The 14,109-nt window shown below is 46.0% G+C and carries 15 protein-coding genes; 4 read left to right on the top strand and 11 right to left on the bottom strand.

Features of this window, described 5'->3' with window-relative positions:
* Window positions 1–2 precede the first annotated feature (2 nt).
* The 6 genes from L5M28_RS12495 to L5M28_RS12470 form a co-directional block, all read right to left on the bottom strand.
* Complete coding sequence (locus L5M28_RS12495; RefSeq protein WP_168824527.1) at window positions 3–623, bottom strand: tetratricopeptide repeat protein; 621 nt, start codon at window positions 621–623, stop codon at window positions 3–5.
* Window positions 624–636: 13 nt separating this feature from the next.
* Window positions 637–1,914, bottom strand: coding sequence for a histidine--tRNA ligase (hisS, locus tag L5M28_RS12490; RefSeq protein ID WP_173243697.1), 1,278 nt, complete (start codon window positions 1,912–1,914; stop codon window positions 637–639).
* Window positions 1,915–2,058: 144 nt separating this feature from the next.
* A complete protein-coding gene (ispG, locus tag L5M28_RS12485) occupies window positions 2,059–3,174 on the bottom strand; it encodes a flavodoxin-dependent (E)-4-hydroxy-3-methylbut-2-enyl-diphosphate synthase (protein ID WP_105251894.1) in 1,116 nt (371 codons plus the stop codon).
* A gap of 48 nt (window positions 3,175–3,222) precedes the next feature.
* Complete coding sequence (locus L5M28_RS12480; RefSeq protein ID WP_263203469.1) at window positions 3,223–4,293, bottom strand: RodZ domain-containing protein; 1,071 nt, start codon at window positions 4,291–4,293, stop codon at window positions 3,223–3,225.
* Window positions 4,290–5,078 carry a type IV pilus biogenesis/stability protein PilW gene (gene pilW, locus L5M28_RS12475; RefSeq protein WP_131523673.1) on the bottom strand — a complete coding sequence of 263 codons (789 nt, stop codon included), beginning with the start codon at window positions 5,076–5,078 and terminating at the stop codon, window positions 4,290–4,292. The genes L5M28_RS12480 and pilW overlap by 4 nt, the downstream gene beginning before the upstream one ends.
* 32 nt (window positions 5,079–5,110) lie before the next feature.
* Window positions 5,111–6,232, bottom strand: coding sequence for a bifunctional tRNA (adenosine(37)-C2)-methyltransferase TrmG/ribosomal RNA large subunit methyltransferase RlmN (locus L5M28_RS12470; RefSeq protein ID WP_263203467.1), 1,122 nt, complete (start codon window positions 6,230–6,232; stop codon window positions 5,111–5,113).
* A gap of 151 nt (window positions 6,233–6,383) precedes the next feature.
* Between L5M28_RS12470 and L5M28_RS12465 the strand changes: the two genes are divergently transcribed.
* Together L5M28_RS12465 and L5M28_RS12460 are read left to right on the top strand one after the other, a co-directional pair.
* Window positions 6,384–7,475 carry a CNNM domain-containing protein gene (locus tag L5M28_RS12465; protein WP_263203465.1) on the top strand — a complete coding sequence of 364 codons (1,092 nt, stop codon included), beginning with the start codon at window positions 6,384–6,386 and terminating at the stop codon, window positions 7,473–7,475.
* A 144-nt stretch (window positions 7,476–7,619) separates the two neighbouring features.
* On the top strand, window positions 7,620–9,365 hold the full coding sequence (locus L5M28_RS12460; RefSeq protein WP_263203463.1) for a bifunctional metallophosphatase/5'-nucleotidase: 1,746 nt from the start codon (window positions 7,620–7,622) through the stop codon (window positions 9,363–9,365).
* Between the two features lie 84 nt (window positions 9,366–9,449).
* On the opposite strand, the gene L5M28_RS12455 is transcribed toward L5M28_RS12460, so the two are convergent.
* Complete coding sequence (locus L5M28_RS12455; protein ID WP_263203461.1) at window positions 9,450–10,343, bottom strand: LysR substrate-binding domain-containing protein; 894 nt, start codon at window positions 10,341–10,343, stop codon at window positions 9,450–9,452.
* A 183-nt stretch (window positions 10,344–10,526) separates the two neighbouring features.
* On the opposite strand from L5M28_RS12455, the gene L5M28_RS12450 reads away from it, so the two are divergent.
* Entirely contained in the window at window positions 10,527–10,970 is a 444-nt protein-coding gene (locus L5M28_RS12450) for a DoxX family protein (RefSeq protein WP_028761260.1), read from the top strand.
* 13 nt (window positions 10,971–10,983) lie between these two features.
* Window positions 10,984–11,694 carry a pirin family protein gene (locus L5M28_RS12445; protein ID WP_028761261.1) on the top strand — a complete coding sequence of 237 codons (711 nt, stop codon included), beginning with the start codon at window positions 10,984–10,986 and terminating at the stop codon, window positions 11,692–11,694.
* A 244-nt stretch (window positions 11,695–11,938) separates the two neighbouring features.
* Here L5M28_RS12445 and L5M28_RS12440 read toward each other — a convergent pair whose 3' ends face one another.
* From L5M28_RS12440 to L5M28_RS12425, 4 genes are all read right to left on the bottom strand, one after another.
* Window positions 11,939–12,463 (bottom strand): GNAT family N-acetyltransferase, encoded by a 525-nt coding sequence (locus tag L5M28_RS12440; protein WP_219250965.1) that lies wholly within the window; start codon window positions 12,461–12,463, stop codon window positions 11,939–11,941.
* Window positions 12,464–12,629: 166 nt separating this feature from the next.
* Window positions 12,630–13,151 carry a GNAT family N-acetyltransferase gene (locus tag L5M28_RS12435; protein ID WP_263203460.1) on the bottom strand — a complete coding sequence of 174 codons (522 nt, stop codon included), beginning with the start codon at window positions 13,149–13,151 and terminating at the stop codon, window positions 12,630–12,632.
* 186 nt (window positions 13,152–13,337) lie between these two features.
* Window positions 13,338–13,640, bottom strand: coding sequence for a hypothetical protein (locus L5M28_RS12430; protein ID WP_006082493.1), 303 nt, complete (start codon window positions 13,638–13,640; stop codon window positions 13,338–13,340).
* Window positions 13,641–13,765: 125 nt separating this feature from the next.
* Window positions 13,766–13,975 (bottom strand): DUF3820 family protein, encoded by a 210-nt coding sequence (locus L5M28_RS12425; RefSeq protein ID WP_006082494.1) that lies wholly within the window; start codon window positions 13,973–13,975, stop codon window positions 13,766–13,768.
* Window positions 13,976–14,109 lie beyond the last annotated feature (134 nt).

Genomic DNA, 14,109 nt, shown 5'->3' with positions numbered 1-14,109 from the left:
CCTTATGCCTGATTTAGGCTATCAAGTTTGATTTTAAGCGCAGGGCTTGTCACCACACCACCATTGTCCATGGCAGCTTGATAAGCTGTTTTTGCCTTCTCAACTTCACCTTGACGAACTAAGAAATCACCTTTCAACTCATCGCGCTGAGCGAAGAAAGCTTTATCTGTTACTTGATCTAAGGTCGCTAGAGCTGCATCAATTTGACCTTGCTCTGCTTGTACTCGTGCTAAACGCAAAGTCGCAATCACATCTAAACCAGCACCAGGTTTAGCCGCAATCACCTTGTTCAAGGCATCAATCGCTTTTGGATAATCCTTCGCTTCTACCGCAGTTTTGGCCACGATCAGTTCTAACAAGGCTTGATAGCCCTTTTGATCGTGATTTTTAGAAAACTCGGCGACACCCGCAAGCATTGCGGCTTCATCGGCAGATTTAGTGGTCAAATTTTGGAACGCTTTTGAAGCTTCTTCCGCTTGCGCCACTTTAACGTCAGAATAATAATTCCACGCATATAGGCCGCCTAAACCCACTACGGCACCGATTAAAATTGAATTTCCGTAATCTTTCCAGAACTGCTTGATAGCATCAACTTGTTGTTCTTCTGTGCTATAAATTTCCACGCGCACGTCCCCTTTATTTGATCAGTTCAGCCAAAAATGCGCCTAAGGCACTTCGAGCTACCCGTTGTTGTTCGATGTCATTGCGTAAATGTTTAACCGTAACCATACCTTCGGCAAGTTCATCTTCACCTATCAGTAGTGCCACACTCGCACCGCTTTTGTCGGCACGCTTCATTTGTTTCTTCACGTTACCGCCGCCACAGTGACTCATCACTTTAAGGTTTGGCAGTGCGTTACGTAATTCCTGCGCGACCTTGATGGCTTCAACCAGACAGCTATCACCCATGGTCGTGACATACACATCCACTTCTGGCGGAATATCTTTGGTCAGCTCTAAGGTTTCAAGCAGCAAGACAATGCGCTCTAAGCCCATAGCAAAACCGACCGCTGGAGTATCTTTACCACCTAACTGGGCGACTAAACCATCGTAGCGACCACCCGCAAGTACAGTACCTTGTGAGCCTAAACTAGATGTAACCCATTCAAATACAGTGCGATTATAGTAATCTAAACCACGTACTAGACGCGGATTAATGGTGTATTTGATACCCACAGCATCAAGTAGTTCACGCAATTGTGAAAAATGTGTCTTCGATTCTTCACCGAGAAAATCCATTAACTCAGGTGCATCAACCAATATGGCTTGGACATTTTGATCTTTTGAATCCAATACTCGCAGTGGATTGCTGTACATGCGACGCTTACTGTCTTCATCGAGCTCATCTTTATGCTGCTCTAAAAACGCTATCAAGGCATCACGATAAACAGCGCGCTCAGCAGGATCACCTAAGGTATTTAGCTGCAGCGAGACGTGCTCGCTAATCCCGAGTTTTTCCCACAGGCGTGCCGATAGCATCAAGACTTCAGCATCAATATCAGCCGAGCCAATGCCATACACTTCAACGCCAAATTGGTTAAATTGGCGATAGCGGCCTTTTTGTGGACGTTCGTGGCGGAACATAGGCCCCATATACCAAAGACGTTGCTCTTGGTTATATAGCAGACCGTTTTCGTTACCTGCACGCACTGTCGACGCGGTACCTTCAGGGCGTAGCGTTAAGCTGTCACCGTTATTATCTGCGAAGGTATACATTTCTTTTTCAACAATATCAGTCACTTCACCGATAGAGCGTTTAAAAAGATCTGTATTTTCCACTATTGGAGTGCGGATTTCGCTGTAACCGTAAGCACTGACGCTCGAACGTAGTACCGCTTCCACTTTTTGCCATAGAGGACTTTGAGTTGGCAGAATGTCATTCATTCCGCGAATCGCTTGGATCTGTTTTGCCACTGTATCGACTCGTCCGATTTCGCTAAATTAATAAAAATGTCACGCATTATAGGCTTTTGAGCGTAAAACGTAAAACGACCCCGTCGGTTTCGGGGCCTAGCTCAACATCATTAGGCGTAATCTATGCACAAATGCGGGTACATATTACTCAGTTGTGTCTTTGATTTGAATACGGTTCGCCATTTGACTGGCTTTTGCACGAATTTTCGCTTCGAGGGAATCGACAATGTTATCGTTGTCAAAACGTTCTTTTTGACGTTCACCCTCGTCGTAATATCCGCTCTTATTATGCCCACCGGTTAAGCCGATATGCGACACTAAGGCTTCACCAGGGCCGTTAACTACGCAGCCGATAATAGACACATCCATGGCGGTAGTCACGTCTTCGAGGCGACGCTCTAACTCATTGACTGTACTGATCACATCGAACTCTTGACGAGAACAAGATGGACAGGCAATGAAATTAATGCCACGGCTACGAATACGCAGTGACTTTAAAATGTCAAAACCGACTTTGATTTCTTCGACCGGATCAGCGGCCAAGGAAATACGTAGGGTATCACCTATGCCTTCGGCCAATAACATACCTAAGCCTACGGCCGATTTCACTGAACCCGCGCGCGCGCCACCGGCTTCGGTAATGCCTAAATGCAGGGGTTGACGAATTTGTTTTGCTAATAAACGGTAAGATTCGACCGCTAAAAATACATCGGAGGCTTTAACGCTGACCTTAAACTGGTCAAAATTCAATCTATCCAGAATATCCACATGACGCATAGCTGATTCAAGCAAGGCTTCAGGTGTGGGTTCTTTATACTTGTCCATTAGATCTTTTTCTAATGAACCACCATTCACACCAATACGGATAGGAATATTATGGTCACGGGCACATTCCACCACGCTACGAATACGCTCTTCATTGCCTATATTACCCGGATTGATTCGAAGGCAATCGACACCGTACTCGGCAACTTTTAAAGCAATGCGATAATCAAAATGAATGTCGGCCACTAAAGGAACATTGACCGCTTGCTTAATGAGTTTAAAGGCTTCAGCCGCATCCATAGTGGGTACAGAGATACGCACTATATCGGCACCGACTTTCTCTAAGGCACGAATTTGAGCGATTGTCGCTTCAACATCTGTAGTCTTAGTATTGGTCATTGACTGAACAGCAATCGGCGCCCCATCACCAATCGGTACATTACCCACATAAATGCGGGTGGAAGGACGTCTTTTTATGGGAGTTTCATTATACATGCTTAATACGCTCTATTTCGGTACGTGCTGCAGATCATTACGCGGTCGTTAGACTTTAGGCAAGGTTAAACGCGCGACTCGTCCCTTGGGGAAATCCGCTAGGCTAACAATTTGACCATCTAAGCTTAAGGTCGCTACATGGGGTGCACCTAAAATGACTTTAAACGGTGGCACACCGCTCACTTGCACTGTTGCGCCAGCGCCTTTAACACCATCGACTAACGCTTTACCTTTAGCATCAACAATGTTTATCCAGCAATCACCCGTCAACTGGACATCTATAATCGATTGTCCTGCAACAGCAACCAAAGTACTTGCTGCAGTGGCAGTGGTCGTTGATGTTGTGGTCGGTGAAGGCGTTGCACTAACAGGCTGTTGGACTACAGGAGCTGTCGTTTGCGGAACCGATGGCGTTGTCGTAGTGGCTGCGATTGCTGAACCACCATCTTCATTACTCGTATCAACGGTCTGAGGATAATTATTGTCCGTTGGTCCTGTGCTGACATCAATAGTGCTTGCATCAGTATCTTTAATTGGACCATCGATAGACATTGAGCCGTTTGCGGCAATCTCAGTCAAACGAGGACTGGCATCCGTTTCGGTCAATAACACATCACCTGGCAGCGTCTGATTTGCTGCTGCGACCTCTTCAGCCGTGGGTTGCGACACATCAATAGTGCTCAGCAAAGTCGTTTTTTGCATCCACCAGACGACTAACGAACCGAGTAACACTATGACGATAAAAATACTCAGCCAAGTTAAACGTGTATCGCGAGCTTGATATGTGGTTTTGCGTGAAAAACTTTGCATTGCAGGCTCAGTCACGACTGGCACTTGCTGCACAAGACAAGCTTCAATCAAAGCCGCATCGGCACTAACCATACGCGCGTAGTTTTTCACATAGCCACGTACATAAGTCGATGAGGCAATATTGGTAAAATTGTCAGCTTCAATATCTTCAATAATACGAGGACGTAGATGCAGCTTTACAGCGGCATCTTGAATACTAAGGCCCATTTTTTCGCGGGCGGCTTTTAATAAAGTACCAAGCGTGACATCTAGCGCGACTGATTGCGGTGCTACCGACTCAACTGGCGCATTGGTTTCATGATCTTTCATTGATGCAAATTAACTCTGTATTGCTTGGCCTGAGGTGATGCTGGGAATTTGGCAAGCAATAAAATACCAAATCTCTTCACAGCGGCATCATCATTCACTGCCTGCTCTATTTTGATCCCGAGCGCTAAACTTTCTGGAGTTTGCTCAGCCACTTGGTGATAGCGCGCTAATTGGTTTCGCGCCTGAATAAAATCACCTTGATCGACTTCTAACTCTGCCAACTCCAGTAATGACACCGAGCGTCTCGGGTCATACTTTAACGCCATCTGAAAATACTGTCGTGCCTTTTCTGCTTGTCCTGCTTCGCGACTACAAAGACCTAAGTTCTCATAGCTTGAGGCAGTGCGCGTATATTTGGGCATTTCAATTGCGGCCAAAAACATTTTTTCAGCTTTGTTGTATTGCTTTTGTTGGCACAAAAACACCCCGAAATTATTCATGGAATCGCCAGAGGCGTCCTTAGTACTAATGGCATTCATGTACGACTCTTCGGTACGCACTAAATCGCCCACGGTTTGATAGTAATAAGCCAGAGCGGTATGCACATCTTCGAGCTCTGGAGCATATTCTAATGCTTTATCAAGATTGTATTTGGCTTGTTCCGTGCTACCTCGATTTAAATAGGTTAAACCGAGCTGCATCCGCTCTCTTGCGGCGGCGACTTTGTCTAACTTTCGTTCCGAAACAGGAATATCTGTCCCAGTATAAGTACGCTCAGTGACGCATCCTGCCATCAATAACGACAGGCTTAAAATCAACGAAAACCTTGGCAATCCATGCTTCATGGGCAAGCCTATAAATCTGTGCAAACAAAGAGTTAATTCATTGTGACTGAAATCTGGTTTTCTTGCATGCGTTTTTTCGCTAAACGTTTCGTTCTGTCGCGAATATCACCTGCTAACTGACCGCAAGCGGCATCGATGTCATCTCCACGGGTTTTACGTACGATGACAGTAAAACCGTATTCCATAAGAACCTTAGAAAAACGGTCGATACGTGAATTAGATGAGCGGCCATAAGGCGAGCCAGGATACGGATTAAATGGGATCAGATTTACCTTACAAGGTGTATCTTTCATTAACTTAGCTAACTCATGGGCTTGGTCTGTGCTGTCGTTGATATGATCTAGCATCACATATTCAACCGTCACGCGGCCGCGGTTAGCATTTGATTTAGCAATATAGCGACGAATACCCGCTAAAAACTCATCCAGCGGATACTTTTTATTGATCGGGACCAGAATGTCACGCAACTCATCATTGGGAGCATGAATACTGACAGCAAGTGCCACATCGATGGCATCGCCCAGTTTATCTAACGCTGGCACTACGCCTGAGGTTGATAAAGTCACGCGGCGCTTTGATAAACTAAAACCAAAATCATCGAGCATGATGTCCATCGCAGGGATCACATTGGCTAAATTGAGTAATGGCTCACCCATGCCCATCATCACGACGTTAGTGATCGGACGCTCGCCCGTGTCTTTTGCAAATCCTAAAAAGTGCGACACGCGCCAGATTTGGCCGACGATTTCAGAAACCGTTAAGTTACGATTAAAACCTTGCTGACCCGTCGAGCAGAAAGTACATTCCAGCGCACAGCCAACCTGTGAAGATACACACAAGGTCGCACGATCATCCTCAGGAATATAAACCGTTTCCACTTCTTGGCCTTGGCCAACATTGATTGCAAATTTTATCGTACCATCGGTCGATTTTTGGAAACTCGAAATTTCTGGTGCAACGATCTCGCAGCGGACCGCCAATTTTTGACGTAACACTTTGTTGATGTTGGTCATCTCTTCGAAGTCACTGACACCGAAATGATATAGCCATTTCATGAGCTGATCGGCACGAAAGGGTTTTTCACCCATTTCCGCAAATAATGCGCGCATCGCCTTACGATCAAGGTCTAATAAATTGATCTTCTTTTCACTCATATAGCTAACCTCAACACCAAAAACCGGATCCTGCAACAGGGCGGCGAATTATACAGACGCAAATAAATTTTAGCCAGTAACTCAATTCACCTATGATAGAATCTCCACGGGCTAATATTGGCCTAAAATACGGAGTTGTAATTCCACCTATATGTTAACCCTCATCATTATAGTGCTTGTCGCTGTCGCTGTTTCTTTTCTGTGCAGTGTGTTCGAAGCTGTTCTGTTATCGGTTACCCCAAGTTATATCGCATCACTCGAACAAACTGACAGTGCCGCAGCCGCGCGCTTACGTAGATTGAAACAGAATGTCGAAGCCCCTTTGGTGTCAATCCTTACCCTAAATACTATCGCTCATACCGTCGGTGCCGCCGTTGCAGGTGCGCAAGCGGCTAAAGTATTTGGTGACGATATGTTAGGTGTTTTCTCGGGCGTATTAACCTTTATTATCCTGTTTTTCTCAGAAATCATTCCTAAATCATTGGGTGCAAACCATTGGCGTCGCCTCGCACCAAGTGTTTCTGTTGCCGTGCTGTGGATGAAGCGTACCACTAAACCGCTGATCTGGATGTCACAGCAAGTCACTCGCCTAATGGGCAAAGGTGATGAAGGCCACTACATACGCCAAGAGATGAGTGCTATGGCCAAAATTGGCCATGAATCCGGTGAGCTTGATGAGCAAGAGTCAAAAATTCTGACGCAAATGCTGAAGGTGCGAGATATGCCAGTTACGGCGATCATGACACCACGCACTGTGATGTTTTCTTTGCCCATAGATCTCACCCAAAATGAGTTTGTGCGCCAATACCGCGACAAGCCTTTTACCCGAATTCCAGTTTACGACCAAGATCATGATGATGTGATTGGTTACATTACCCGCACCGATGTATTGCTAGCAGAGCGTTACACGCCAGAAGCACCGATTGGTGAACTTAAACGAAGTTTATTTGTGGTGCCTGAAACCGCAAAAATACTGCCACTTTTTGAGCGTATGATTAAACGTAACACCCAAATTGCGATGGTGGTCGACGAGTACGGCAGTAGCCAAGGTATCGTAACTCAAGAAGATATCATCGAATCTATGTTAGGATTAGAGATTGTCGATCTAAACGACCCCGCGACCGATATGCAGCAATTGGCACGTAAACTTTGGACTAAGCGCATGAAGCAAAAAGGCATTCGCCTATCCGATGACGGTGATTTTGAAGCCGCATCCGATGATGACGAAGCCAAATCCGGCTGAAGGCTAACCAAGTTTAGTGCTTGTTAATATAAAGGGAGCCTAGCTCCCTTTATTCTTTTAGAATGCGGATGACTCAGAACCCTCTGAAACTCGCATTTTCAGGTTGCTTGGGTATATACTCACCCGCCGTAATAGAGGTAAGTTATGACACAGAGCTACACACTCTCACTCGCGCACATTAATGACACCCATTCGAATTTTGAACCCTGCCGCGTCCAATTTAGCCTTAACATAGGCCAACATAAGCTAGATGTGACCAGCCATAGCGGTGGTTATGCCCGCATCGGCCATCACATCACAAAAGCGCGTCACACCGCTGCACAAACTAATACGCCTTTTATTTTCCTGCATGGTGGTGACAGCTTCCAGGGCACGCTGTATTTCAGCCATTTTAAAGGTAAGGCCAACGCCCACTTACTCAATCTGTTGGCACCTGATGCTATGGTCATTGGCAACCACGATATCGATGAAGGTAACGCCAGACTTGCCGAGTTTGCCAAGCAAATTGATTTCCCATTGCTTGCGGGCAATATGGATTTAAGCCAAGAAGATCTCAACAAACCCGGTTGTCTGCGAGGTTTGCCTAATATCTTGGATTATGATCATGAGCAAAAACGCGCGAAATACCTGCTTAAGCCCTTCCACGATAAGACATTAGCCATTGTCGGTATTACCTTAGATCAGATGAAAGAGATCGCTCGTCCCGATCCCGACACCCATTTTTTCGATGCTATCGTCACTACTGCGCACACGATTGAGCACCTTAAAAATCAAGGTATTAAGCATATTATCGTGCTCAGTCACTTAGGCTTAGATCAGGATAAACGCCTCGCGGCCGAAGTCGATGGTATTAGCCTTATCGTCGGCGGTCACACACATACACTACAGGGGGATTTTCGCGCCTTAGGTTTGAGCAACCTGCCCTACGGTGAAGTTATTAATAACACGCCCATAGTGCATGCGGGTAAATATGCCGAAGTCGTCGGCTTGGCCGAGGTAGTATTTGACGCTGAAGGTAAAATGCTGAGCTTAACAGGCGGCAACTACTTCATGCTAGATCAACACTTTATCTTAAGTGCTAACACGGCCGTCGATAACCAAGATTACCAAGCTGTGCGCCAGCAGCTTAATCAGCATCCGAATATCTTTTGGGATGATGCCGATGCCGATATCGATGGCGTGATCCGAGATATCTACAAACCGGCTATCGCAGAGATGGAAAACAAAGTGTTAGCACTGGTGCCGAAGAACTTAGTCCATACCCGCTTACCCTCTAAAGCCCTGCCCCACGGCAGTGAAATAGCACCTTGGGTGAGTCGCAGCATGTTCCAAGAAGCCAAACTGGTCGACCCAAGAGTGAACTTTGCTCTGCATAATGCTGGCGGTGTGCGCCAATCGGTGGCCCAAGGACAATTGACACTAGCCGATGTGATGGGGCAATTACTCCCCTTCGAATTACCATTAGTTAAGTATGAAATTCAAGGTCAATTCCTCTATCAAGCGCTCGAATCGGCGATTAACGCGGCGACCAACAACAGCGTCCGTGGCACAGGCGCGGGCAGCTTCCCTTACACCTACGGCCTACGGTATTACTACGATGGGCGACGCCCACTGGGTGAGCGTTTATTCAGACTAGAGATGATGCAGCAAGACAGCCAATCACTATGGTATCCCGTTGAACCTGAGTCACTTTACGTAGGAGTTTCAACATCTTACACCGCTGCAGGTAAAGAAGGTTATTCTCCATTGCTGCAAGCCCGCTGGCAGGAGTCGATGGAGTCACTGACTTTGCCACAGGCCTTTATTAGATTCTTGAATCGCTCACCGAATCTGTCTGATTTATTGTCACAGCATGTGCATTACACCAGCCACAGCCAACGTATAGGTTAGGCGCTATGCTCCTCATGGCGTAAGCATTAATGCTGTGAGGAGCAAAGTAAGCGGCTACTTACAAAGCGCTAAACAAACCTGAGCTTAAAATTGCCAATCACATTGCGGTAAACGCGCAGTAAACCAATCCTGCGCCTTGCCTTCAGCATATTTACGCCATGCCATAAACACAGCTTGCGTTGGGCGCGGCATTTCCACATGACAAGCCACTAGGCTTCCCGCCGCCAACGCATCTAAGATCAAGTGCTTTGGAATGTAACCCACACCTAATCCCAATTGCTGCGCCTTAATTTTGGTCTGCATGTTCGGCACACGGATCACTTGGCGACTATCAAATAAACCACTTGATCGCTGTGCTAGGGCGGTCGAACTGTCTGCCACCACAATAGAAGGAAATTGCAACAATGCCTCGGTCGGAATTTGACCTGCATGTTGCGCCAATGGATGCGAAGGATTTAAAGCAAATACAAACTCCAACTCCCCAATTTCAACCACATGATATTGGCCTTTGGGCAACTCCCCTGTTACGCCGATAGCGATATCGGCACGGCCAGAATAGAGCGCATCCCAGCCGCCACCTAAGGACTCTTCGCTGATATTCACAGTCACTTGCTTACCCAGCTCAGTAAACTCACCAATCAACTGCAGCAGGGGTAAATCCGGCACCACTGTATCTATGGCTAAGGTCAATGAAGACTCCCAGCCTGTCTCGAGTTGACGCACCGCCTCTTCGAGCCTTGATGTTGCCGCAAGGATTTCTCTGCCTTGGCGCAGCACAAGTTGACCGACTAAGGTCAGCTCGGCGCGCTGGCCCTTACGTTCAAATAATTTTGTGCCTAAATCGCTTTCCAGTTTCTGCACTGTGTAGGTCAGTGCCGACGGCACCCGAAACAAGGACTCGGCCGCTGCGGAAAAACTGCCTTTCTTATCAATAGCATCGAGCACGATTAATCCATCGAGACTAATAGATGGCAACATAAAAACCTCATATTCAAATTATTTGAAGTAGACATTGAAAATGTTCCGATTTTCTTTGCCAAAGGTCAAGTCTACACTGCTTAGCAATGGAGAGGTTCTGCGGAACTGCAGCCAAACTGACTTAAGACTGAGTGAACAATACACTTAACTATTCGTTAAATAATTTGAAATGAGGAATATCCCATGAAAGCACTGATCACAAAAACACTGAAATCAGCCCCGAGTTTTGCCCCACTGGCACTGCGCATTCCTATCGGGATCATCTTAATCGCCCATGGTTCACAAAAACTGTTTGGCTGGTTTGGCGGTTACGGCTTAGAAGGCACTGGACAATGGATGGCATCCATTGGTTTGACGCCAGGTTACTTAATGGCATTGATGGCAGGTTCAAGTGAATTCTTCGGCGGCCTGTTCCTATTGCTCGGCCTGCTGACTCGACCAACGGCTCTCGTCTTGTCATTCACTATGGTTGTGGCGATTTTCTCGGTACATATAGGCAACGGTCTGTTCCTTGCCAATAACGGTTATGAATTTGGTCTCGCCCTATTAGCAGCCACAGTCTCATTGACGGTATCAGGTGCTGGCAAATTCGCTGTCGATAACCTATTCGCTAACCGCATCAAATAAAAGGGAAAGCAAGATGATCACATTAAGAAAAGCACAAGATCGCGGTCAAGCAGACTTAGGCTGGCTAAAGAGTCAACATACCTTCTCTTTCTCTAGCTACTATGACCCAGAGCACATGGGGATATCATCCCTAAGAGTCATCAACGATGACAGAGTGGCACCCGGCGCAGGTTTTGATACCCATGGTCATAAAGACATGGAGATCATCAGTTACGTGATATCCGGCACTATCGCTCACAAGGATAGCTTCGGCAATATCAAAACCTTACCCGCAGGAGAGTTTCAATTGATGTCCGCAGGTAAAGGCATTTACCACAGCGAGTTTAATGCCTCTAAAACTGAGCCGCTGCACTTTTTACAGATTTGGATCCGCCCAGATACTTTAGGCATAGATGCGGGTTATCAGCAAAAGGCATTCGAGCAAAGCTCACCACTGACGGCCGTGGTGACACCAAACGGTGAAAATGGCACGCTCAAAGTGCAACAGGATGCGACCCTATATCGTTTAGTGTTGAGTGAAGGCGAAAAAGTAACGATGGACAGAAGCGCCGCTCAAGCAAATCGTCATCTGTATGTTCAATTGATTGAAGGTACGTTGGATATCAATGGCACAACACTCACGGCTGGGGATGGCGCGCATCTGACACAACTCGCAAGTGTCGACTTTACCGCAACAAGCGGCCCAGTTACCGCATTAGTGTTCGATTTATCGCCTAATGCGTAATACAAGTGATTTAACGAAGCGATTCAGTAATTCAGCTTCACTATTTATTAATTATTAGTTATTAGCAAACTACCAAGCAAACGATTGAATAAGTGATTAGATGCCAGCTTGATAAGCACTCACCGAGAAGCACTGCCACAAGTCATCTTTGGCAGTGTTGTTTATTGGCGCTTCTATGGCGATGTGATAAAGCCGTGCTAACGGCCTCGTTTAGCTAACCAGATCAGCACCTTGATAAGCTGAGTTAGAGGGCGAGCGTCATGCTGAAGTTAACCAACACTTGAGCTTGGCCCTGTGCTTTATCCGTCGCATTCAAAAAACGCTTATGTTCATTACGACGAATACTGCGAAATCCCTGTTTCTCAAAAAAAGGTCGCGCGAGATAGGATGCTTCAACCGTTAATCGTTTCAGCGCTAAGATTTTAACTTCTTCAAACAACGCAAAATACAAAGAGGTAGCCACCCCAGAACGGGCATATTCTGGATGAACAAACAAGCATTCCACTTCGGCAGCGGCTTCAACATCGCTGTCGGCGCCTATCTTAAGATTGATAAAACCAACCAGCATATTATCGGTTTCGGCAACCCAAATAGTGGTTCCCTGTAAGCGTTCAAGCCAATAACTCTCGCTGCGGGTCTCACCTTCAATATAAGCCCATGCAGAGCGCTCGGCGAAGGAGTAAAACTCGCCAGAGCCTTGCATTACACTCGCCTCAAAGATTGCCGCCAACTGCGAGACATCCGATGGCGTAAATAGTCGAATCTTCATTCTCTGCCCTCCATCTTGAATTGTTAATCGCTTAAGATTAACCGAATTCTAATTTAAGCTAAACAGTGCTGATTTAGTTAAATAGTGTCACTAAACGGCGTTAAGCTAATGTTTTACTGTGGAATACCTTACATCACTTTCTAGCTGAAACCATAGTAAACGCGCGTTAAATATTCTTTCCTATATTCTTTTCCATATAGAAACCGGGGATCACTTGCCCAAGTTTTTGCTGATAACTGTGCTGTATTTGAATAAATCCCATCCGAGTAAACAACCCTTTAGAGAGATAAGATGCGTCCAAGCTCAAGCGCACATAGCCTTGTGCCTTAGCCCAAGCTTCTAAAACAAGATAAGCGTGCTCACCTAATCCCTGACCTTGATAATCTGGATGTATATATAAGCTATCTAAGTAACCTTGGCGGGGGAAATGGGTTTCGACATTGATAAAACCGCAACAAACTGAAGAAGCAGTCGCTTCATCTATGGCTAAAACCACCCACGCCTTCGAGCGGCTTAACCGTAAATCCCAATGTTTAGCCGATCTTGGCGCCGCAGACCAAGCCATAAGCTGCGCCTGCGCATAACGAACATGGGTAATGCTGTGCACGCAAAGATGAAATAACTCACTCACTTCACGTGCATAACATGACTGATAAGGCTGGATCTCGAACTGTTCAAACGCCATCACTTGAGTGATCCCCTGCTGAGTAATAACGGCTAGAAAAATAGCCGCTATTTTGCCGCCTTTATCCCCATCGAGATAGTCACAAACTCAGATTTAGCGGCATTGAACGCTAAAAACAAAAACGGCCTCGAAAGTATCGAAGCCGTTGAATTAAAGAGGCGCTCAGGTTAGCGCACTCGATACTGCTGACTATTTCTTATCGATTTGGCCAACAAATAACAGTTTATCAAAGGTGCGGTTCAAGGTTTTGCTGGTGAATTCGTTCATCCACATTTGCTCAACCACAGCCACTTTATCGCCTTTGCTCACTTCAGTTTGAGGACCCGCGGCCCAAAAAGTGGTATCAGCTTCTTTAATCTGTACGTAGGTGTAACCACCACCGTTCATCGTATCAACAACAGTACCTTCGTGGGTGACACCCTGAGCCCAGGCACTTGACATGCCTAACGCTAAAGTCGCTACTGCCGCTAATTTTACCCATTTTGCCATCATGCCTGCGTTCCTTTTGTTTTGCTAATATGCTGCATTAAAGCATGCTAAAAACAATAAATCGCTAATCTCTATCACGAAATACAACACTTATCGCAAAAGCAGTATTTTTCTTAAAAGAAGGGAACTCATTTCAACAGCGGTTTTAGCATGCCTTCTAAGCCATTAAGTTTGATTTCGTACATTAGCGCTAATTGCTCACCAAGTTTCCCCTGAGGAAAACCTTGCTTATGGAACCACACCAAATAAGGTTCGGGTAGTTCGAGCAACTTACGTCCAGCGTACTTACCAAAGGGCATTTTTTGATTAACAGCATCAATAAGGAGTTGCTGATCCATAGGTTGTTATCTCATACAGAACGTCACGATAATCCTACGGATGCTACAACATAAGCGAACGAATGTCGCCGTTAACTACGTAAAAGTAACTATATACCCAAGGGCTAAAATACGCGCTAGCTAACACCTAAAAG

Origin of the sequence: Shewanella sp. SW32, assembly GCF_025653365.1 — a bacterium.
Classification (GTDB): Bacteria; Pseudomonadota; Gammaproteobacteria; order Enterobacterales; family Shewanellaceae; genus Shewanella; species Shewanella oncorhynchi.
Note: the sequence above shows the minus strand (reverse complement) of the source record. Positions and strands in the feature narration are given on the sequence as shown.

Coding starts and splice junctions, on each gene's coding strand:
- L5M28_RS12470 (WP_263203467.1), bottom strand. CDS start 6,232: ATGAGTGAAAAGAAGATCAATTTATTAGACCTTGATCGTAAGGCGATG.
- L5M28_RS12450 (WP_028761260.1), top strand. CDS start 10,527: ATGAAAGCACTGATCACAAAAACACTGAAATCAGCCCCGAGTTTTGCC.
- L5M28_RS12445 (WP_028761261.1), top strand. CDS start 10,984: ATGATCACATTAAGAAAAGCACAAGATCGCGGTCAAGCAGACTTAGGC.
- pilW (WP_131523673.1), bottom strand. CDS start 5,078: ATGAAGCATGGATTGCCAAGGTTTTCGTTGATTTTAAGCCTGTCGTTA.
- L5M28_RS12425 (WP_006082494.1), bottom strand. CDS start 13,975: ATGGATCAGCAACTCCTTATTGATGCTGTTAATCAAAAAATGCCCTTT.
- L5M28_RS12460 (WP_263203463.1), top strand. CDS start 7,620: ATGACACAGAGCTACACACTCTCACTCGCGCACATTAATGACACCCAT.
- L5M28_RS12455 (WP_263203461.1), bottom strand. CDS start 10,343: ATGTTGCCATCTATTAGTCTCGATGGATTAATCGTGCTCGATGCTATT.
- L5M28_RS12465 (WP_263203465.1), top strand. CDS start 6,384: ATGTTAACCCTCATCATTATAGTGCTTGTCGCTGTCGCTGTTTCTTTT.
- L5M28_RS12480 (WP_263203469.1), bottom strand. CDS start 4,293: ATGAAAGATCATGAAACCAATGCGCCAGTTGAGTCGGTAGCACCGCAA.
- L5M28_RS12440 (WP_219250965.1), bottom strand. CDS start 12,463: ATGAAGATTCGACTATTTACGCCATCGGATGTCTCGCAGTTGGCGGCA.
- ispG (WP_105251894.1), bottom strand. CDS start 3,174: ATGTATAATGAAACTCCCATAAAAAGACGTCCTTCCACCCGCATTTAT.
- L5M28_RS12430 (WP_006082493.1), bottom strand. CDS start 13,640: ATGATGGCAAAATGGGTAAAATTAGCGGCAGTAGCGACTTTAGCGTTA.